Below are 21998 nucleotides of genomic sequence, written 5' to 3' on the forward strand. Positions count from 1 at the left end.
TAAATAAAAAGGATATGTAGACTTATGGAAAATTATGCTGTTTTATCAATAGAAACCCATTTATTTTTTGCAAGAATTATGAGAGAGCATGCACTTTTCCTGGAGGCTGGCTTCCCTTGTAAGGAAACAGCCTGGATACAGAAGGCCGATTGGCTGCGGAGGCAGTTTGAGGCGCTGTTAAGAGATGTAACAGGTCTTGCCAATGGAAGAGTGGGAAGCTGTATATTGAATTCAGGAGAAGTGGTGACTGAGTTTACTATACCGGCAGAGAGAAAAACGGAAGGCTTAAGCGGAATCCCGATTGACAGCCGGATTTCCCGGATGCAGCACAGGCTCCTGCCAGGCTGCCCGCGGAGAGAAAATAGAGAGCTTAACCGGATAGCTAAGGGGATTAATAGAAGAGCCATGGAGCTTTTGAAGGAACTGATCCGTTTTAAGGAGGCAATGCTTCAGAGAATTGGAGAGGGAGAGCTTTTTAATACCAATTATCCTCTTTTGATAGAGCATATACTTCGGGAAGCGAAGCTGTACCGGGCCACGATAGAGGGGCTTGAGAGAAATGATATGGTCTGCTATGAGGATCTTAGAGAAACAGAACGCTTCTGGAACCGGATTATGATGGAGCATGCTTTGTTTATCCGGGGACTTTTGGATCCTACGGAGGAGGAGCTGATTGATATGGCAGACGGCTTTGCCGAGGATTATAAGAGGCTTCTGGAAATGGCAAAGCGGCAGGATATGCGAGCCATGGATGAGCTGACGAGAAAATCCCTAGAGGAAACGATAAAATACCGTGAGTTTAAAGCGACAGGTGCAGAGGGAATTTTAGATAATAAAATTGCCTCTATTATTTTACCTCTGCTTGCAGACCATGTACTCCGGGAGGCAAATCATTATATCCGGCTTTTAAGCTGTGACCGTAGAGCTTAGGAGGTGGGGAAATGGAACTGTGCTGTTATCCGGACCTTGGGAAAACAAGGTATTATGAGATTGAAGCTATTGAAATTCCTATTGTTTACAATAAGTATGGAGACCATGACCCGAATGGGCTTTTATATGTACTGAAGAAGGATGCTGACAGAGTGCGGGAAGGGGCAATCCGTAATTTTTCCCAGGAGGTACCACAGCCTTATGAAGGGGTAAAGCCTTTAGTGATTCGTGCTAATGTAGGGGATAAAATTGTAGTCACCTTCCATCATTCCCTGAAGCGTGACCTGTCCATCCATGTACAGGGGCTCGCCTATGATGTACAGACATCAGACGGTGCAAGCGTAGGCTTTAACCGGGATTCTACGACAAAGAACGGTATTGTTTATACCTGGTATGCTGTCCGGGAGGGTGTTTATCTGTTCAGCGACATGGGAGATACCAGAAGCAGTGAAGAGGGAACTAATGTACACGGGCTTTTTGGAGCGATAATCGTGGAGGCAGCAGAATCAAAATGGCTGGACCCACAGACAGGCGAGGAGCTGGAAAGCGGCTTGTTTGCTGATATTTATCATCCGACAAAGCCAGCCTTTCGGGAATATGCCGTTTTTTTCCATGATGAGCTGGAGATAAAAAACAAGGATGGAGAACAGCCGAAAGACCCTCATACGGGGCTGCCATCGGCTACGACAGCCATCAGCTACCGTTCAGAGCCGATGAGAAACAGAGAACCTCTTACGGATGACCATGCAGATACCGGAGAGGATATTTCCATGAGCTCCTGGGTCTATGGTGACCCTGCACCGCCGATTTTACGGGCTTATGTAGGAGACCCGTCCAAGATACGGCTGATTCATGGAGGAGTGAAGGAGACTCACGTTTTCCACCTGCACAATCATCAGTGGAGGCTGGAGGGAGAAAATCCTCTTTCGACCATTATTGATTCTATTTCTATCAGTCCTCAGGAGTGCTATACCCTGGATATTCTTCATGGAGCCGGCAGTCTGAATGGAATGATAGGAGATGCTATTTTTCATTGCCATTTGTATCCTCATTTTCATGAAGGAATGTGGACCTTGTGGAGGATACATGACCGCCTGGAGGAGGGAGATGGAGAACTGCCGGACGGTACAAGAATACCGCCGCTTATGCCACTAAAGGATCGTATGCCGCCTCCGAAAAAGGAGGAAGAGCATCCGGGCTATCCGAACTTTATCAATGGAACGGTAGGGGAAAGACCGCTTCAGCCGCCACTTGGAGTGCTGGATATGGATGGAAATCCTACGAATGAGCCAACTGAGCTGGAGAGAGCAAATTTTGTGGAGGGCTTTGAGCCGGGAGCCCTTTATACAGATACCTGTCCATGTGAGGTAGAGACAAAGGTATTTGAAATTGCTCTGGTGCAGGCAAAGCTTATCTATAACCGCTATGGCTGGAATGACCCGCAGGGAAGATTCTTTGTTATGAAGGAGGAGTTAGAACGGCATGGTGGACTGGAGGCTTATATACAGAAGGTAGAGGCAGGGAAAATACGCGTAGAGCCGCTGGTTATCCGTGCCAATGCCGGAGACTGTATTGAGGTGCGGTTTACCAATCTGCTTCCGGAATATCTGGAGGAAAGTCCTTTCCAGATGAGGACGCTGACGGATATTACCGGCTATCATATCCATCTTGTAAAATTTGACACGATTGTTTCCGATGGAGCGGCCAATGGCTGGAACAATATTGCCGGAGCCAGAAAATACGAAACCCTGATAGAACGATTTTTTGCAAATACGGAGCTTCGTACCGTGTTTTTCCATGACCACCTGTTTGCCAATGTCCATCAGATGCATGGAGTGTTTGGTGCTCTGATTGTGGAGGAGGCTGGGGCAACCTTCCATAATATACGGAATGGAAAGGAATTAAAATACGGTCCGCGGGCAGTGATAAGAAGAAAGGATGGTACCTCCTTCCGGGAATTTGCCCTGTTTGTGCATGATTTTTCCATGCTCTTTGATAAAAAGGGGCGTCCTTTAAATCCACCGGAGGTACCTGGCTCCCATGATGACCCTGGTGTTATGGGAATTAATTATCACTCGGAGCCGATGCGGGAGAGACTAAAATGTCATGATGACCCGGCCTATATTTTCAGCTCCCTGGTGCATGGAGACCCGGCCACACCGATTCTGGAAACCTATCCGGGAGATGAAATCATAATCCGTCTGCTGGACGGAGCTCATGAAGAACAGCATGCTTTTAACCTTACCGGTCTGTCCTGGAAAAAGGAGCCTTCTGATCCGGCTTCACCGGATACGGCCTCCCAGACCATAGGTATTTCCGAGGCCTTTAATATCCACATCACAAAAGGATATGCCGCAGGAGATTATCTCTATTATTTTGGAGGAATTGATGATGCATGGCTGGGACTTTGGGGAATTCTGAGAGCCTACGAAAAGCCGAAGAAATGCCTGAAGCCTCTGTGTAAGGGAAGGGACAGGATACTGCCGTTGCCGCTGTGTCCGGCTTGGGATGCGGTGATTCGGAAATACGAGGTAGCGGCGGTTCAAAGGGATATCCGGTATAACCGATATGGAGACCATGACCCGAATGGACTCTTGTTTGTACCACTGAAAGAGGCAGAGCGGGCTCTGTGTGACAAGGATTACCAGCCAAAGCCATTGATTCTTCGTGCTAATGCCGGAGAGTGGATAGAGGTGACCCTTCACAACCTCTTTGACCCGCAAAAGCCGATTCCGTATTTTGACTATCCAAGGGTTCCGCTGGATTGTGAGCATACGCCATCGGTAAGGGTTTCTCTGAATCCGCAGTTTTTAAGCTATGACCCGGTAAAGGATTCCGGTATCAATGTAGGCTATAATAATCAGGAGCAGACGGTAGGTATCGGAGAAAGTAAGAAATACCTGTGGTATGCCGATAAGGAATATGGTTCCTGTATCCTGCAGTCCTTTGGCGACATGAGAAACCATAGATATCACGGTTTGTTTGGTGCAGCAGTAATAGAACCACCAGGAGCAAGGTGGTATAATAGCTTTTCGCTTTGCCCGGCTCTTTATGAGGAAGAGGCGGTTATCAGTGCACCAGGAGCAGAAAGCTTCCGGGAGTGCGTTGTTATGATTCAAAATGGAATCCGTCTTTTAGATAAGGAAGGAAATCTGATTAAGACAACGGCTACTGAAGTAGGGGAAGAGCCGGACGCAGAGGATACCGGAGAAAAGGGCTATAATTACCGCTCGGAACGTTTTGCTAACCGGCTTAAACAGGATGACAGGATTTCAAAGGTATTTAGCAGCAGGGTGCATAAGGATCCAGCGACGCCAGTTTTCAAAGCCTACTCGGGTGAAAGAGTTATTTTCCGAACGATGATGCCTGCAGATAAGCCGAGAAATGTAAGCTTTGCAGTCCACGGTCATGTGTGGAGAGAGCAGCCAGGGGATGCCTATTCCCGAGAGATTCCGCTGCAGGGGGCTGTGAGTATTGGAAATACCTATAATATGGAGCTAAAGGATGGAGCCTCCTGTCCGGGAGACTATCTCTACCGCTCCGGCAGTCTGAAGTGGGATGTAGAATCCGGTATGTGGGGAATTTTCCGTGTACTGAAAAAAGGCTTTGGTTGTAAGTGCAAAAAAGCTTGTCAGAAAGCTGTAGAGAAAATAAAGAGAAGATAGAACGAAAAAATGCAAGGAGTGCCAGAAATTTCATAAGGTATTCCTTGCTTTTTTTATTGAAAAAGGCTTGCTGATATGATATATTACTACACAGGTGCAGTAATAGGCACTAGAGTATAAGGAGGATGAGATTATGAAAAAGAAACTTATCGCACTCGGTATGACTCTTGTAATGGGTCTTTCCGTAGCTGGATGTGGCTCTAAGGGCGAAGCACCAGTGCAGACACCAGCGGCTCAGACAGAAGCACCTGCTGAGGATGCTAAAAGAGAGCCAGCCGGACAGATTATCATTGGAAGTTCCAGTGAAACAAGCGGTGATATTACACCATTCTGGTCAAATAGTAGCTCAGATTATGATGCTTACAAGATGGTTGACACTGGTGCTGACACTGTAATCATGACAAAAGATGAAGAATATATCTTTAATATGAATGTATTGGCAGAGGAGCCTCAGGAAACTGAAAATGAGGACGGCTCCAAAACCTACACCTACACAATTAAGGATGACTTAAAGTGGTCAAATGGTGAGCCGATTACTGCAGAGCAGTATGTATTTAAGGCATTGTTTTTAGGAAGTCCGGTTGTTGCTACAGATTTACAGGCAGGAAATGCTATTTTTGATGTACAGTATATTGATGGTATTGACGAATATATGGCAGGTGAGACGGATACCTTAAGAGGTATTCACCTGTTAGGAGATTATCAGTTCTCCTTAACAGTAAGAGCCGATAAGCTTCCATTCTTTTATGGAAGACATCTTGCAACGATAGGACCTATGTATATGCCAGGCTGGGTACCAGAGGATGTTGAGATTATAGAGACTGAAAATGGTGCTAAGTTCAATGACAAGTTTACAGCAGAGTATATTAAGGATACCGTAGAGGCTGAGAGATGGAATCCTACAGCTTCCTGCGGAGCGTATATGTTCGATAACTATGATAAGAGTGCTTACAGCTATACCTTAAAGGCAAATCCTAATTATGTAGGAAACTTTGAAGGATGTAAGGCTCAGATTGAGACTGTTATCATTAAGTATACACCACAGGATACTATGATGGATGAGATTAAGACCGGCAGCGTTGACTATCTGCTGCAGACATCTGACGGCAAAGAAATCAACGCAGGTCTTGATATGGTTGAAGTAGGTACTCATGACTACATCAGCTATCCTCGTAATGGTTATGGCCAGTTAATCTTTAAGTGTAATATAGGTCCTACTCAGTTTACTGAGGTTCGTCAGGCAATTGCTTACTTACTTGACAGAAATGAGTTTGCAAAGACCTTTACCGGCGGTCATGGCGGTGTTGTAAATGGTATGTATGGAAACAGCCAGTGGATGGTGGAGGATGCAGCAGACCAGGTTGCAGAATTAAATGCATACAATTACAGCAAGGATGAGGCTGTTAAGGTTCTGGAGGAGGGTGGCTGGACCCTGGATAAGGATGGTAATCCATACAGTGGAACCGGTCTTCGTTACAAAGAGGTTGACGGAAAGCTTATGCCACTTTCTATCAAGTGGTGCTCTTCTGAGAACAACTCTGTATCTGACTTACTGGTCACCATGTTAGAGAAGAACCCTGATGTAGCAGAAGTAGGTATGGAAATCAACCAGAACGTAGTAACCTTCAGTGAGTTACTGGAAGCTTATCACAATGACAAAGATGATTACAACATGTTTAACATGGGTGAAGGCTTCTCTGTTCCTTTTGATATTGCTGAGCAGTGGGAGATTAACGGAAGCTATAACTACAACCGTATTGCAGATGAACAGCTTGCAAAGTTAGCTGCAGACTTAAATATTATTGAAGAAGGCGATGATGAGACCTATCTTGCAACATGGGTTCAGTTCCAGCAGAGATTCAACGAATTACTGCCTAACCTTCCTCTGTACTCTAATGAGTACCATGACTTTTTCTTAACTAAGGTTAAGGGAGCAGAGGGCAAGAACGACATCTGGGATATGTCCAAGCAGATCGTTTATATGTGGATTGAAGAGTAATTAGAACGCATAAACGCCATATCAGTGTTGGGGCTGCTGCACAGGTGACTTACAGCAGCCCCAACACTGATATTTCATTCTATTTAGAATGCTATCTGTGAGTGTGGCAAATAGCATTCTAAATAAAATGAATAAAAAATAGAAAGCAGGTGTAATATGTTAAGATACATTGGGAAAAGAATTGTCTATATCATCGGAGTTTTCTTTTTAATCTCCATGATTATGTTCGGTCTCTATAATGCAATACCAGGCGACCGGGCATTGACACAGGTAGCTCCGTTAAAGGGAAAGGTATCAGCGGAGCAATTTGAAGCGGCCTATCAGAGGGCCAGAGATAATCTGGGATTGGATGACCCTCTGCCGATTCGTTATGGAAAATGGATGGGAAATCTATTAAGAGGTGATTTGGGATATTCTACCTTCTACCGTCAGGATGTTATTAAGGTAGTAAAGGATCCTTTATTAAATACGTTATTTATTAATATTTTTGCGACTGTTCTGGCACTGGTAATTACGATACCGTTGGGTATTCACTGTGCCGTAAAGAAATTCTCCAAATTTGACAATGCAGTGCAGGTTGGAACGATTGTCGGCTACAGTGTGCCGTCCTTCGTCATTGCACTTTTAAGTATATATGTATTTGCTGTACTTTTGCGGTGGTTTCCGGTAAATGGAATGAATTCCCCGAATTTCCAGGGAAATGCCGTTGAATTTTTTCTGGATAGGATGTATTATTTAGCTCTGCCGCTGTTTGTAATGACGATTGCTTCCCTGGGAGGTATGACCCGTTATGTCCGTGCAGCTATGATTGACGCTTTGCGTATGGATTACATTCGTACAGCGAGAGCAAAGGGTCTGAAGGAAAAGGTGGTTATTTACTCTCATGCCTGGAGAAATGCACTGCTTCCTGTTATTACCCTGATTATTGGGTGGTTCTTAAGTATTTTCAGTGGTTCTATTATTATTGAGACGATGTTTGCCCTGAATGGTCTCGGAAAGCTTTATTATACCGGTCTTATGAACCAGGATTATGACGTTGCCCTGGCAATGCAGATGTTTTATGTTATCATTAGCCTGGTAGGTAATTTGATTATCGATTTAAGCTATGGTATCGTTGATCCTCGTATCAGAGTAAATAAGTAGGAAGGAGAGCAAAATGAGTACAGAAAATAACACAAAGAAAAAAAGCTCTTTTTTCCTGATGTTTAAAAAGTTATTTGGAGTGAATAAAAAAGAGCTGGATATATTTGAAGAAGAGCAGATGCAGAGTCCGTTCCGTACTGTTGTAGCTAATTTTAAGGCGAACCGTCTGGCGATGACTGCAGTAACTGGATTTTTATTAATCTTTTTGTTTGTATTAATCGGACCGCTTTTTATGCCGATTAACCTTGCCTATCAGGAGGGTACTCAGAAAAATATTGCACCGGGTCTGGATATGATGAAGCTCCCTTCGGAGATGAAGAAGAATCCGGTAAGTATTTCTAATGGGGCTTCCTTTGGTGTAGGTGCTGATGCTAACGGTAAGGTCTATACCTGGGGAAAAACAAGAGTCAGCAAAAAAATCGATCTTAAGAATATTCCATCAGATATGGGTAAGGTAGTTCAGGTTTCTGCTGGCTATGACCACGCTGTAGCCCTGAATGAAAATGGTGAGGTATTTGCCTGGGGGAACGGACGTTTAGGCCAGCTGGATATTCCAGATGATATCGGCCGTCATGGAAAGATTGTGCAGATTGCAGCAGGCTACCAGATTACACTGGCAGTTGCTGAGGATGGTTACCTCTATGTCTGGGGTAATGAAAATATAAATGATATTAAGGTTAAGAAAAGAACACAGGATAAGGATATTGTAAAGGTAGCTACCAGTGCCGACACGGCAGTGGCACTTACTAAGAGTGGTGCGGCTAAGCATCTGGGTGCAGAAAAGAGTGCTGTATCCAGGATTCCGGATGAGGCACTGAGTGGTGTTGTAGATATCGCAGCAACTGCAGCAACTGCGGCTGTTGTAAAGGAGGATGGCTCTGTTGTTGTTTGGGGAAATACCAAGCAGGGACTGGCTGATGTGCCTGAGATGGATGGCAAGGCAGTAGCGATTGTAGGTGGGCGTTACCATTATACGGTATTGACAGATACTGGAAGAGCATATTCCTGGGGAGACAATAAGATGGGACAGACTAAGGTTCCTGGCTCTGCCCAGAGTGGTGTAGCTGCTATTTATGGTGGTTATTATCAGAATTATGCAGTCAAGGCAGACAAGGTTGTGACCTGGGGCTTAAAGGGTTATGCACTGGGTAGTGATGAACTGGGCCGTGACGTATTGGAGCGTATTGTCAATGGCGGCCGTATGACGATGACTGTAGGTGCCGTAGCGGTTATTATCTCAACGATTATCGGTATTATTGTTGGTGGTATTTCCGGCTTCTTTGGAGGCAAGGTGGATTTGGTGCTGCAGCGTATTACCGAGGTATTTACGGCGATACCGTTCCTTCCGTTTGCGATGATTTTATCAACAATTATTGGACCTAAGGTGCCGGAAGGCTTACGAATTACAATTATCATGGTTATTTTAGGTGTACTTTCCTGGCCTCAGCTGGCGAGACTGGTGCGTGCCCAGGTGCTGGCAGAGAGAGAAAAGGAATTTGTTACCGCAGCGAGAGCCATGGGTGTAAAGAAAAGCAATATCGTATTTAAGCATATTATTCCAAACGTTATTTCTGTTATTATTGTAACAGCAACCTTAGATTTTGCGACCTGTATGTTGACAGAAGCGAGTCTTTCCTTCTTGGGATTTGGCGTTCAGCTTCCGAATCCTACCTGGGGAAATATGCTGTTTGGCTGTGTTGACTCTGTAGTTATCCAGAACTACTGGTGGAGATGGGTATTCCCGGCTATTCTGTTAAGTATCTGTGTAATCTGCATTAACACCATTGGAGACGGACTTCGTGATGCAATTGACCCGAAGTCAAATGAGAAATAGGAGGAGTCAGGAAAATGCCATTATTAGAATTAAAAAATCTTCATACTTTTTTCAGAACAAAAAGAGGAATTGTAAGGGCTGTAAATGATGTATCCTATTCTGTAGAGGCAGGTAAGACACTGGGTATCGTAGGAGAGAGCGGTAGTGGAAAGTCCGTATCTGCGATGAGTATCTTAAAGCTTCTGGATGGAAATGGCTACATCGACAGCGGTGAGATTACCTTCGATGGACAGAATCTGGCAGATGTGTCTATCAATGATATGTGTAAAATCCGTGGAAATGATATATCTGTTATTTTCCAGGAGCCGATGACCAGCTTAAATCCTATCTTCACCATTGAAAGACAGGTAAGTGAGCCATTTATTATTCATCAGAATATGACTAAGAAGCAGGCAGCCGAAAAGGTAGTAGAAATGCTGTCTGCAGTAAAAATACCAAATCCGGAAGCCGTTGCAAAGCAGTATCCCCATCAGCTGTCCGGCGGTATGCGTCAGCGTGTTATGATTGCCATGGCACTGGCCTGCCAGCCAAAGCTTCTGATTGCTGATGAGCCTACTACAGCTTTGGATGTTACTATCCAGGCACAGATTTTAAGGCTGATGAATGAGCTGAAGGATAGGATTGGAACCTCCATTTTGTTTATTACCCATGACCTGGGAGTTATTAATGAAATGGCAGATGATGTAGCGGTTATGTACTGTGGACAGGTTGTAGAGATGGCACCGGTAGAAAAGATTTTTGATGACAATGAGTATATGCATCCGTACACAGAGGGACTGTTATATTCCATCCCAAGACTGGATACACCAGCAGGTATCAGATTGGATGCGATTCCGGGAGCTGTGCCTCATCCTTTGGATTTGCCAAAGGGCTGTAAATTTGCTCCGCGTTGTAAGTATGCCACAGATAAATGTCGTGAGGAAGAACCGAAGCTGGTTGAAGTAGCGGAAAATCAGAAGGTTCGGTGCTTCTATCCGAAGAAAGGAGAGAGATAAGATGGCAGAGGATAAAAAGCTGTTATTTAAAATCACAGGCTTAAAGCAGTGGTTTCCGGTTGGAAAAAAGAAATTCGGTAAAGAACAGAAATATGTAAGAGCCAACGATGGTATCTCTCTTGATATTTACGAGGGCGAGACCTTTGGTCTGGTAGGAGAGAGTGGCTGTGGAAAGTCCACCTTTGGACGTACTCTTTTACAGCTGTATCCACAGACAGCAGGCCGTAGTATTTATTACGGAAGAACTATGGAAGAGGTTGCACCAAAGTATGTTGAGGATATTTTCAAGAACTTAAAAGCTCACCATGATAATTGTGAAAAGCTGCAGGAAAAGGCAAAGGAGCTTCGCAGCCAGTACGAGGCCATGGAAGAGGGAGAAGAAAAAAATATCCTTTTAAATAAAGTAAATGAAGCAGAGAGAGATGCTGACAACGAGTTAAAAGACATTACTGCTCTGATTGGTGGTCTCTATACTGCAGCTAATCTGGATGAGGTTTCCCAGGTGTACCTTAAGAAATATCGTGCAGGTGTGGAAAAAAGAGATGCAGAGGTTAAGGAATGTGAAGACAAGATTAAAGCCTTAAAGGATGCAAATCGTTCTAATCCTGACTTTGAACTGTATGAGTCCTATGTAGATGATGGTATTAATCTTGCCAGATTGACCGAAGAGGAAATGCGTCACTTAAGACGGGATGTGCAGCTTATCTTTCAGGATCCATATTCCTCCCTGAATCCTCGTATGACTGTAGGCCAGATTATTGGGGAAGGCCTCAAAGCCCATGAAATGTTTGAAAAGAATGACGAGAATATGCAGGAATATGTATTGAAGGTTATGGAGGACTGTGGTCTGGCACCATATTTCATCCACCGGTACCCACATCAGTTCTCTGGTGGACAGAGACAGCGTATCGGTATTGCCCGCTCTTTGGCAGTAAAGCCGAAATTTGTGGTTTGTGATGAGGCGGTTTCCGCTCTGGATGTATCGATCCAGTCCCAGATTATCAATCTTTTGTTAGACCTAAAGGAAAAGGATAATCTGACATATTTGTTTATTTCACATGACTTAAGTGTTATCAAATATATTAGTGATCGTGTTGGTGTTATGTACCTGGGAACCATGGTGGAGCTTTGTGAAACAGAGGAGCTTTTCCGCCACCCGGCACATCCGTATACGGAAGCCTTATTATCCGCGATTCCGACAATAGATCCGAATGGAAAGAAGGATGCCATTATTTTGGAGGGAGATATTCCTAGCCCAATTAATCCGCCTAGCGGCTGCAAATTCCACACACGGTGCCGTTACTGCACTGATATTTGCAAGCAGGTAGTACCGGAATTTAAGGAAATCTCTGAGGGGCATTTTGTGGCATGCCACCATATGAGATAAGGGATGGGAGCCTATGATTTTTCAAGGTAAAATAGACCGGGCTTTTAAACATTTTATAGAAAAGCACAGAGAAGAGGAGGAAGGAAAGGTACAGGATTTACCTGAAATGCCGCTGGAAAAGGGCGATCTGTTTGCGATGCTTTTATCTGCTTTCATCGTAATCGTTCCGGTTGCTTTGGTAGTACTGGCTGTTTTGGGTGTAATCGGTTACTTTTTCTTCTTTCACTAGAAAAAAAGTGCTTGCAATTTGACTTTATTTATGCTACAATAGAAAATGGACTTTTGCGAAAGGAGAGATTTCAATGAAAGTAAGGTCTTCTGTAAAACCGATTTGCGAGAAGTGCAAAATCATTAAAAGAAAGGGAAGCATCAGAGTAATCTGTGAGAACCCAAAACACAAACAAAGACAAGGCTAATATATTTCGATATAGGAAAACCAAAGAGGTGAGACCTGCTTTGGCTTTTCTTGCGTATTTGAATAGAGAATAGTTCTTGCTTTTTGTGTTACAACAGCTACTTATTATAGTAGTATTAATGTGATACTGTGGACGGAGTGATTACCCGTCTTGAAGAGCGTGTCATTATCACGACTTTTCAGTGCCACAGCATTTTGCTGTCTGCATCATGGTTTAAAGCGGCTGATGTGGTGAGATGCTTACCCGATACGCCGGGATAGGTTGTTTCATTGCATAATCATTATTATTACTTATTAACTTTAAAATTAACGGAGGTAGAACACAATGGCTCGTATTAGTGGTGTAGATTTACCAAGAGAGAAACGTGTTGAAATCGGTCTGACTTATATCTACGGTATTGGTAGAGTAAGTGCTAACCGTATTCTTGCTGCTGCTAATGTGAATCCTGACACTCGTGTAAAGGATTTGACAGATGAGGAAGTAGGAAGAATTCGTGATGTAATTGATGAAACCCAGATGGTAGAGGGTGATCTTCGTAGAGAAATCGCTATGAACATCAAGAGATTACAGGAAATCGGATGTTATAGAGGAATTCGTCACAGAAAGGGTCTTCCTGTTCGTGGACAGAAGACAAAAACAAACGCTAGAACAAGAAAAGGTCCTAAGCGTACTGTAGCTAATAAGAAGAAATAATAGGAGGTTTTGTCATCATGGCTAAAAAGGTAGCAAAGAAAGTGACAAAAAGACGTGTTAAGAAGAATGTCGATCGTGGACAAGCACATATTCAGTCATCTTTTAATAATACAATCGTTACGCTGACAGATGCAGAAGGTAATGCCCTTTCTTGGGCTAGTGCAGGTGGATTAGGATTCAGAGGCTCCAGAAAATCTACTCCTTACGCTGCACAGATGGCAGCTGAGACAGCAGCAAAGGCAGCAATTCCACACGGATTAAAGTCCGTTGAGGTTATGGTTAAGGGTCCTGGTTCAGGACGTGAAGCAGCTATCCGTGCTCTTCAGGCATGTGGTATCGAAGTAACCAGTATCAAGGATGTTACTCCAGTTCCACATAACGGATGTAGACCACCAAAACGTAGACGTGTGTAATCATTAATTAGGAGGTAAATTAAAATGGCAGTAGATAGAACTCCAGTCCTGAAAAGATGTCGGGCACTCGGACTTGATCCTGTATATTTAGGACTTGATAAGAAGTCAAACCGTTCAACTGCAAGAGCAAACAAGAAGATGAGCGAGTATGGCTTACAGTTAAGAGAAAAGCAGAAAGCTAAATTCATTTATGGTGTTTTAGAGAAGCCTTTCCGCAACAACTTTGCTAAGGCTCAGAAGTTAAAATATGGTACAACTGGTGAAAACTTAATGATTTTACTTGAGTTAAGACTGGATAATGTATTATTCCGTCTTGGCTTTGCACGTACCAGAAAAGAAGCTAGACAGATTGTTGACCATAAGCATGTTTTAGTAAACGGCAAGCAGATCAACATTCCTTCCTACGAGGTAAAGGCTGGCGACGTTATCGAAATCAAGGAGAAATTCAAATCCGCTCAGAGATATAAGGATATCTTAGAGGTAACTGGTGGAAGACTTGTTCCTGGCTGGTTAGAGGCTGATCAGGAGAAGCTTTCTGGTGTTGTTAAGGAAATTCCAACCAGAGACCAGATTGATGTTCCTGTTAATGAGGTGCTTATCGTCGAGTTATACAGTAAGTAATTAATAAAAAAGAATAATCCCAAAAGGAGGGTCCAGTAGTGTTTGATTTTGAAAAACCGAAAATAGAGATCGCAGAAATTTCTGAAGATAAAAAATACGGACGTTTTGTAGTAGAACCCCTCGAAAGAGGCTATGGTACAACTTTGGGTAATTCTTTAAGAAGAATTATGCTGTCATCCTTGCCAGGCAGTGCAGTAAGTCAGGTTAAGATTGAAGGCGTAGTTCATGAGTTCAGTGCAATTCCTGGAGTAAAGGAAGATGTAACTGAGATTATCATGAACATTAAGAGTCTGGCAATTAAGAATACAAGTGAGACGAATGAGCCTAAGACTGCGTACATTGAGTTCGAGGGCGAAGGTGTTATTACAGCAGGAGACATTCAGGTAGACCCGGATATTGAAATTTTAAATCCGGAGCAGGTTATCGCTACATTAAGCGGTGGCTCTGATTGTAAATTATATATGGAGCTTACGATTAACAAGGGTCGTGGATACATCAGTGCGGATAAGAATAAGAATGACGACCTTCCAATCGGCGTTATTCCAATCGACTCCATTTATACACCGGTTGAGCGTGTTAATTTAACCGTTCAGAACACTCGTGTTGGTCAGATTACTGACTATGATAAGCTTACTTTAGATGTATTCACCAATGGTACATTAGAGCCAGATGAGGCTGTCAGCCTTGCTGCTAAGGTACTGAGTGAGCATCTGAACTCCTTTATCGATTTATCAGAGAATGCTAAGACCGCTGAGGTTATGGTAGAGAAGGAAGATAATGAGAAGGAGAAGGTTCTCGAGATGAACATTGACGAGCTGGAGCTTTCCGTTCGTTCCTACAACTGTTTAAAGAGAGCCGGTATCAATACTGTTGAAGAATTAACCAATAGAACTTCTGAGGATATGATGAAGGTTCGTAACCTGGGCCGTAAGTCATTAGAAGAAGTCCTTTCCAAATTAAAAGAGCTTGGGTTATCTCTTAACCTGGGTGACGATCAATAATACAGGAGGTCAAGAAAATGGCAGGCTATAGAAAACTTAGCAGAACATCCAGCCAGAGAAAAGCACTGCTTCGTAACCAGGTAACTGCTTTACTGGAAAACGGTAAAATTGTTACTACCGAAGCAAAGGCAAAGGAAATCCGCAGAATTGCGGAGCACTTAATTGCTTTAGCTGTGAGAGAAAAAGACAATTTTGAGACTGTTACAGTGACTGCAAAGGTTGCTCGTAAAGATAAAGACGGCAAGAGATTAAAAGAAGTTGTAGACGGTAAGAAGGTTACCGTTTATGATGAAGTTCAGAAGGAAATCAAGAAGGACAGTGCAAGCCGTCTTCATGCAAGAAAGCAGATGAACAGAGTTCTTTACACAGTAAAGGAAGTTCCAGCTGCTGGTGCTGGTAAGAAGAAAAATACCAAGACTGTTGATGTTGCACAGAAATTATTTGACGAAATCGCTCCAAAGTATGCTGACCGTAACGGTGGATATACCCGTATCGTAAAGATCGGACCTCGTAAAGGTGATGCAGCTATGGAAGTACTCATCGAGTTAGTATAGTCACGTTGGCAATGAGCCATGCATGAGTAAATAGGAAAGAGAGTTGCGAATGCTTGCATTCGGGCAACTCTCTTTTTCTATTTACGAATATAGGGCGAAGCCCGTGCCCGAGGAAACACGAAGTGTTTTCGAGGGTGCATGGCACTATTTTAATCCGAAATTTTCAGCACCGATGTCAATGCCCAAAAGTCTTCCAAAGGCAACACCCCAACGAATAAAATCATAGGAAACGGCGGTGATAATGCGGTCAGAGAGAATGTAACCTTCGGGCACCGGATTTTTTAAATTTTCTTCCCAGTCAATCATATTTTTTAAATCTGCAGATGTAAAGCCTTCTTCATATAGATCTTCTTTCGCTACTCCAGCTAAGAATTTTCTGTTACCCATAACTCCAGATTTTAAAAGGAGAAGAGGAGCAACAGAAATGGCACCAATTATAATACTTTCTTTGTTAAATTTGCGGATAAATTCAAGTATGTTTTCATTTTCAATGGCTTCCCGGATATCAACTGCTCCGGGTAATACCAGGCTATCATAATTTTCTAAATCCAGTTCATGAATACTTTTATCAGGCAAAATGGTAATCCCCTCTTCGCTCCGTACAGCTTGTTTATCTTTTGCAAATACAACAATCGGCTTTTGAGAAAGTGCCAAAATTTCCAGGAGAACGCTTATTTCAAAATTACAGAACTCATTATAAATTAGAATTGCAGTTGCTTTCATAATAAATACCTCCTAAATTAACAAAAAATCTGTCTTCATTGCCGAAAACAGATTTATACACAAAAAAACCTTTATTAATTATAAAAGGCAGAATGCTATAATCTAATTCGGCAACAAAATAAACCTGCTAGCAGGCTAATATTTGTGTGTTATTTCGCCAAATCAGATTAGAAAATCATTTCATCACCTATCACATAATGTGCCTTTCTTCTCTTTTTATTATCATTTTATCAATGGCAATAAGTAAAGTCAAGAGATAAAATGAATTGCAAAACGTAAAAAAATATGATAAAATACATTTTGTTGTCACACCCCATACTGGCAACAGGAAGGGGGTGCTTACTTGGAAAAAATAGCATCATTCTTTTTTGCTGTCGCAGCAGGTGTGGCTTGTCACCTTATCTGCAAATGGCTAGACAGTAACAATAGTGACAATTAGCCTAGAGAAAACCCCGGAGCGGCAACTCCGGGGTTTTCGTTTTGTACTTACTTGAAATAGCATCGTTCTTTGTCTATCTGCATTATAGCATATGCAGATGACTTTTTCAAGTATTCCCTTCCGGAAATGAAAAATACAGGACTTGGGTATTATATTACTTTACATTTTTTATAAAATCGGCTAGAATAGAAAAAGAAATTTGAGACCGTTCAGCTTAGGAAGCCAGAGACTTTCTTAAGCTACACTAGCTCCTGTAGAAAGGTTCGATTTAGATGGGAATTGTAGATACAAAGAAATTGGTATTTGAATATATACGTCGGGATGAAGAAGGAAATGTGGAAGGCATCAACCGGGCGATTGATGAGGTAGATGTTTCTGTAGAAAAGGGAGAATTTGTTGCCATTCTGGGGCATAATGGTTCAGGAAAGTCCACATTGGCAAAGCATCTGAATGCAATTTTAATGCCGACAGAGGGGACTGTCTGGGTCGGTGGTATGGATACCCGTGAGGAGGAGAATCTATGGGATGTCCGGCAGACAGCAGGGATGGTATTCCAGAACCCGGATAACCAGATTATTGCAAATGTAGTGGAAGAGGATGTAGGCTTTGGACTGGAAAATATCGGTGTGCCGACAGAGGAAATCTGGCGGCGGGTGGAGGAGAGCTTAAAGGCAGTTGGCATGTACGAATACCGGACTCATTCTCCAAACCGGCTGTCCGGTGGACAAAAGCAAAGAGTAGCGATTGCTGGTATTATGGCTATGAAGCCGGAATGTATTGTTCTGGATGAGCCGACAGCCATGCTGGACCCAAATGGTCGAAAAGAGGTTATCCGCACGATACGGCAGTTAAATCAGCAGGAAAATGTTACAATTATTTTAATCACTCATTATATGGAGGAGGTTATCCATGCAGACCGGGTCATTGTCATGGATGATGGAAAGGTTGTAATGCAGGGAACCCCAAGAGAGGTATTTTCCCAGGTAGAGCTTTTAAAGCAGTACCGCCTGGATGTGCCTCAGGTAACCTTGTTGGCTCATGAGCTACGGAAAAAAGGACTTCCGATAAAGGGGGGTATCTTGAGCATTGATGAGCTGGTAGAGGAAATAACAGGGCTATAGAAAAGAGGATACAGATGTCAATTATTTTAGATAAGGTGAATTATTATTATTCTCCGGGAACAGCCTATGAGAAGCAGGCATTGAAGAACATTAATCTGGAGATTAAGGATGGCGAGTTTATTGGATTGATTGGACATACCGGTTCCGGTAAATCCACGCTGATACAGCATTTGAATGGATTGATTAAGGCTACTAGCGGCAGCATTTATTACAATGGACAGGACATCTATGATGAGGATTATAAGATGAAGGACCTGCGGAATAAGGTAGGACTGGTATTTCAGTACCCAGAGCATCAGCTATTTGAGACAACCGTGCTCCGAGATGTGAAGTTTGGTCCGACGAACCAGGGGCTGCCTGCATTAGAAGTAGATTTGCGGGCGTATGAGGCTCTGAAGCAGGTAGGAATCAGTGATGATATGCTGGATTTATCCCCCTTTGAGCTGTCAGGAGGACAAAAGAGGCGGGTAGCGATTGCCGGAGTACTGGCAATGAAGCCGGAGGTGCTGATTCTGGATGAGCCGACAGCGGGCCTTGACCCAAAGGGCAGAGATGAGATTTTAGACCAGATTGCAAAGCTTCACCAGGAAAATAATATTACAGTTATTCTAGTTTCCCACAGTATGGAGGATGTAGCGAAGTATGTAGACCGGCTCATTGTTATGAACCGTGGTGAGGCTGTATTTGACGGTACGCCGAAAAAGGTATTCCGCCACTATAAGGAGCTGGAGCGGATTGGGCTGGCAGCACCACAGGTGACCTATGTTATGAATGAGCTGGCAGACCGTGGAGTTGCTGTTTCAACAGATGCGACAACTGTAGAAGAGGCAGAAGCAGAGATTCTTAGCTGGGCAAAGAGGTGTGGAATTTTATAAATGCAGAGCTTGGCAGGACTGCGTAAAAGAGGAAAACTGAGAAGAGGTAGAACATGATTCGAGATATTACCATAGGACAATACTACCCGGTCGATTCGGTGATTCATCGGCTGGACCCGAGAGTGAAGCTTCTGGGAACACTGATTTATATTGTTTCCCTGTTTCTATTTAAGAGCTTTACCGGTTATCTGGTGGCACTTTTGTTTCTGGGAACGGTGATTCAGCTTTCCAGAGTGCCGTTAAAATATATTTTACGAGGCTTGAAGGCAGTTATTGTGCTTCTTTTATTTACGATAGGCTTCAATATTTTTCTGACGCCGGGCGAGGTGCTTTGGCAGGCATGGATTTTTAAGATTACAAGAGAAGGATTGCGCTCCGGTACTTTTATGGGGATTCGTCTGATTTTCCTGATTGTAGGCTCCTCCCTTATGACCTTTACAACGACACCAAATCATCTGACAGATGGTCTGGAGCGGCTTTTGAGTCCTTTTAAAAAGCTGCATATGCCGGTGCATGAGATTTCAATGATGATGTCCATTGCCCTTCGATTTATTCCGATTCTTTTGGAGGAGACAGATAAGATTATGAAGGCTCAGTCTGCTAGAGGAGCCGATTTTGAGTCCGGCGGCTTGATTAAAAAAGCAAAGAGTCTGGTGCCGCTTTTAGTACCCCTGTTTGTATCGGCCTTCCGCCGGGCCAATGATTTGGCAATGGCTATGGAAGCCCGCTGCTACCGTGGTGGAGAAGGCCGGACAAAAATGAAACCGTTAAAATATAAAGGACTGGATTTTATGGCCTATGGGGCGATAGCAGTATATCTGGCTGCTCTGTTTGTGATAACGAGATATATTCCGCTATAGGCTGTTAGGCAGTGGCAGAATGAGGAATTGTATGAAGCGATATATGCTGGAGGTTGCCTATGATGGAACGAATTATTGTGGCTGGCAGGTGCAGCCGGGCAAGGCAACGATAGAAGGAGAGCTAAATAAAGCCCTTTCGGATCTTTTAAAACAGGAAATTGAGGTAATAGGAGCGAGTCGGACGGATTCGGGAGTTCATGGTCTTGGAAATGTAGCTGTTTTTGACGCAGAGACTAGGATTCCGGGAGAGAAGCTTAAATATGCCCTAAACCAAAGGCTGCCAGAGGATATCCGGGTGCAGACATCCAGAGAGGTTGCATCTGATTTTCATCCGCGGCATTGTGATAGCAAAAAGACCTATGAGTACCGTATTCTTTGTCGCGAAGTGGAGCTGCCGACGGAGCGGCTGTATGCCCATTTTACCTATCGTAAGCTGAATCTGGAGAGGATGCAGAGGGCGGCGACCTATGTGGTTGGTGAGCACGATTTTAAAAGCTTTTGCTCTGCAGGAAGCCAGGTAAAGGAAACGGTGCGGACAGTATATTCTCTAACTGTAGAACAAGAGGAAGATTTGATTAAAATCAGGATTACCGGAAGTGGCTTTTTATATAATATGGTGCGGATTATTGCCGGTACACTGATGGAGGTTGGCGTCGGAGCCATTGAACCGGACGAAATGAGGGAAATTATTGCAGGCTGTGATAGAGGCCTTGCAGGACCGACAGCACCGGCGAGAGGACTGCGGCTGGTGAAGATTGAGTATATACACAATGTAATAAAAATACACAAAAAAATGTGAAAAAATAAATAATTATTGACTGAAATTGACAATCATGTTATAGTTATGATACAGTTTAATAGACAATGCAGAGATTGAGAGAACGCATAAAATTGCAGCTTCATGGAGCTGTAGGTTTTTGCGTTCTTTTTTCTTCGATAGGAAAGTTCGTCCTACCGAAGAAAAGCGCTCCGCTAAGGATTGCACTGCGGCGGTTTATTTGATTGTGAGAAAAAATAAGAATGGAGAGAATAAAAGATGGGAAATGCAAAAACAAATTCAAATGTTAAAAAATGGCTGACAATTATAATCGTTGCCCTAGCCGGAGGTCTTATTACAAAACTGCCATATCTGCGTGAAACTTACATGGAACCCCTGCAGGCAGCTACAGGTGCAACTAAGACACAGCTGGGTATGATTATGTCTGCTTACGGTATTGTAAACTTTATTTGTTATTTTCCGGGAGGAGTTCTGGCAGATAAATTCAGTTCAAAGAAGCTGATTGTTTTTTCATGCATAGGAACTGCTTTGGCAGGTTTATGGTACTGGACAATGCCGGGATTTATCTGGTTAGTAGTAATTCATGCGATTTTTGCTGTAACAACAGTATTTACCTTCTGGGCTGCGATGGTAAAGTCTATTAACAATCTTGGTGGACCAGAAGAGCAGGGAAGACTTTTTGGAGCATTGGAGGGCGGACGTGGACTGATTGGTACAATAGCAGCCTTTGGCTCTGTAGCAGCCTTTAATCTAGCAGCTGACAGTATTGGCGGTATGAAAAATGCTATTTTATATTATAGTATTCTTTTACTTGTAGCAGGTGTACTTGCTGTAATCTTTATGGTAGATGACAAGCCGGTTAGAAAGGAAGTAGCTGGGAAAAATCCTCTGAACTGGCATGATTTTATTGAAGTAGCTAAAATGCCAAGGGTATGGTTGTGTGGTATGCTGGGTATCTGTAACTATTCTGCATTGATTTTCCACGGCTATGTTACAGCCTATCTTTCCGAAGCCTTTGGACTGAGTGATGCAGTTGTTGCTAATTTAAGTGTTATCCGTACTTATTTTATGATGATGATTGGTGCATTTGTAGCAGGAATCATTTCAGATAAAATAGGCAGCCGTATTAAGTTTATTCAGTATGCCTTTGTAGGAATGGCTGTATTTGCATCCTTATATGTGCTGATTCCGGCAGGACCAGGTGCAGTACCGTTAATTGTTGCAAACTTCGTTGTATATGGTCTCTGCCTGTACAGCATTAAGGCATTATACTTTTCTACAATTGATGAGGTCATGGTTCCAAAGAAGCTCGCAGGAACAGCTTCAGGTGTTATTTCCTTAGTAACCTATGCACCGGAAATTTTCTTATATACATTATCAGGAAATATGGTAGACCGCTATGCAGGAACAGCAACTCCTTTGGCTGGCTATCATCATTGCTTCATAGCAATGGCGGTACTTTCTGTAGTTGGGTTTGTATGTGGGCTGGTGCTTCGTAAGATGAATCAGAAGGCGATGGCGGAAACAAATAAAGCAGTATAAAAGGAGATG

The 21998-nt window shown here is 43.2% G+C and carries 20 protein-coding genes; 19 read left to right on the plus strand and 1 reads right to left on the minus strand.

What is annotated here, in order from left to right:
* The first annotated feature begins 24 nt into the window (after window positions 1-24).
* The 14 genes from ASU35_RS06070 (at window position 25) to ASU35_RS06135 (ending at window position 15651) form a co-directional block, all read left to right on the plus strand.
* Window positions 25-930, plus strand: a complete 906-nt coding sequence (locus tag ASU35_RS06070; RefSeq protein WP_058352154.1) for a DUF2935 domain-containing protein — start codon at window positions 25-27, stop codon at window positions 928-930.
* Window positions 931-941: 11 nt separating this feature from the next.
* Window positions 942-4595: a multicopper oxidase domain-containing protein gene (locus tag ASU35_RS06075; protein ID WP_058352155.1), complete on the plus strand. Its 3654-nt coding sequence runs from the start codon at window positions 942-944 to the stop codon at window positions 4593-4595.
* 133 nt (window positions 4596-4728) lie between these two features.
* Window positions 4729-6594, plus strand: a complete 1866-nt coding sequence (locus ASU35_RS06080; protein WP_058352156.1) for an ABC transporter substrate-binding protein — start codon at window positions 4729-4731, stop codon at window positions 6592-6594.
* 156 nt (window positions 6595-6750) lie between these two features.
* Complete coding sequence (locus tag ASU35_RS06085) at window positions 6751-7737, plus strand: ABC transporter permease (RefSeq protein WP_058352157.1); 987 nt, start codon at window positions 6751-6753, stop codon at window positions 7735-7737.
* A 13-nt stretch (window positions 7738-7750) separates the two neighbouring features.
* Entirely contained in the window at window positions 7751-9571 is a 1821-nt protein-coding gene (locus ASU35_RS06090; protein ID WP_242861211.1) for an ABC transporter permease subunit, read from the plus strand.
* A gap of 14 nt (window positions 9572-9585) precedes the next feature.
* Window positions 9586-10566, plus strand: a complete 981-nt coding sequence (locus ASU35_RS06095; RefSeq protein WP_058352158.1) for an ABC transporter ATP-binding protein — start codon at window positions 9586-9588, stop codon at window positions 10564-10566.
* Window position 10567: 1 nt separating this feature from the next.
* Window positions 10568-11953 carry an oligopeptide/dipeptide ABC transporter ATP-binding protein gene (locus ASU35_RS20905; RefSeq protein ID WP_058352159.1) on the plus strand — a complete coding sequence of 462 codons (1386 nt, stop codon included), beginning with the start codon at window positions 10568-10570 and terminating at the stop codon, window positions 11951-11953.
* Window positions 11954-11966: 13 nt separating this feature from the next.
* The gene (locus tag ASU35_RS06105; protein ID WP_058352160.1) at window positions 11967-12182 is read left to right on the plus strand and encodes a hypothetical protein; all 216 of its coding nucleotides are present in this window, start codon (window positions 11967-11969) and stop codon (window positions 12180-12182) included.
* 73 nt (window positions 12183-12255) lie between these two features.
* The gene (rpmJ, locus tag ASU35_RS06110) at window positions 12256-12369 is read left to right on the plus strand and encodes a 50S ribosomal protein L36 (RefSeq protein WP_003497809.1); all 114 of its coding nucleotides are present in this window, start codon (window positions 12256-12258) and stop codon (window positions 12367-12369) included.
* A gap of 324 nt (window positions 12370-12693) precedes the next feature.
* Complete coding sequence (gene rpsM / locus ASU35_RS06115) at window positions 12694-13062, plus strand: 30S ribosomal protein S13 (RefSeq protein ID WP_058352161.1); 369 nt, start codon at window positions 12694-12696, stop codon at window positions 13060-13062.
* A 17-nt stretch (window positions 13063-13079) separates the two neighbouring features.
* The gene (gene rpsK / locus ASU35_RS06120; protein ID WP_058352162.1) at window positions 13080-13475 is read left to right on the plus strand and encodes a 30S ribosomal protein S11; all 396 of its coding nucleotides are present in this window, start codon (window positions 13080-13082) and stop codon (window positions 13473-13475) included.
* 24 nt (window positions 13476-13499) lie between these two features.
* Window positions 13500-14096 carry a 30S ribosomal protein S4 gene (gene rpsD, locus ASU35_RS06125; protein WP_058352163.1) on the plus strand — a complete coding sequence of 199 codons (597 nt, stop codon included), beginning with the start codon at window positions 13500-13502 and terminating at the stop codon, window positions 14094-14096.
* A 38-nt stretch (window positions 14097-14134) separates the two neighbouring features.
* The gene (locus ASU35_RS06130; RefSeq protein ID WP_058352164.1) at window positions 14135-15097 is read left to right on the plus strand and encodes a DNA-directed RNA polymerase subunit alpha; all 963 of its coding nucleotides are present in this window, start codon (window positions 14135-14137) and stop codon (window positions 15095-15097) included.
* A gap of 17 nt (window positions 15098-15114) precedes the next feature.
* Window positions 15115-15651 (plus strand): bL17 family ribosomal protein, encoded by a 537-nt coding sequence (locus ASU35_RS06135; RefSeq protein WP_058352165.1) that lies wholly within the window; start codon window positions 15115-15117, stop codon window positions 15649-15651.
* Window positions 15652-15795: 144 nt separating this feature from the next.
* On the opposite strand, the gene ASU35_RS06140 is transcribed toward ASU35_RS06135, so the two are convergent.
* Window positions 15796-16374, minus strand: coding sequence for a DJ-1/PfpI family protein (locus ASU35_RS06140; protein WP_058352166.1), 579 nt, complete (start codon window positions 16372-16374; stop codon window positions 15796-15798).
* 711 nt (window positions 16375-17085) lie between these two features.
* On the opposite strand from ASU35_RS06140, the gene ASU35_RS06145 reads away from it, so the two are divergent.
* The 5 genes from ASU35_RS06145 to ASU35_RS06165 all read left to right on the plus strand — a co-directional run bounded on the left by ASU35_RS06145 (window position 17086) and on the right by ASU35_RS06165 (window position 21989).
* Window positions 17086-17934 (plus strand): energy-coupling factor transporter ATPase, encoded by an 849-nt coding sequence (locus tag ASU35_RS06145; protein ID WP_058352167.1) that lies wholly within the window; start codon window positions 17086-17088, stop codon window positions 17932-17934.
* A 14-nt stretch (window positions 17935-17948) separates the two neighbouring features.
* Entirely contained in the window at window positions 17949-18809 is an 861-nt protein-coding gene (locus ASU35_RS06150; protein ID WP_058352168.1) for an energy-coupling factor transporter ATPase, read from the plus strand.
* Between the two features lie 53 nt (window positions 18810-18862).
* Entirely contained in the window at window positions 18863-19669 is an 807-nt protein-coding gene (locus tag ASU35_RS06155) for an energy-coupling factor transporter transmembrane component T family protein (protein ID WP_058352169.1), read from the plus strand.
* 31 nt (window positions 19670-19700) lie between these two features.
* The gene (gene truA / locus ASU35_RS06160) at window positions 19701-20468 is read left to right on the plus strand and encodes a tRNA pseudouridine(38-40) synthase TruA (RefSeq protein WP_058352170.1); all 768 of its coding nucleotides are present in this window, start codon (window positions 19701-19703) and stop codon (window positions 20466-20468) included.
* Between the two features lie 237 nt (window positions 20469-20705).
* Window positions 20706-21989, plus strand: a complete 1284-nt coding sequence (locus ASU35_RS06165) for an MFS transporter (RefSeq protein ID WP_058352171.1) — start codon at window positions 20706-20708, stop codon at window positions 21987-21989.
* The last annotated feature ends 9 nt before the right edge of the window (window positions 21990-21998 follow it).

Source organism: Acetivibrio ethanolgignens, assembly GCF_001461035.1.
Classification (GTDB): domain Bacteria; phylum Bacillota; class Clostridia; order Lachnospirales; family Lachnospiraceae; genus Velocimicrobium; species Velocimicrobium ethanolgignens.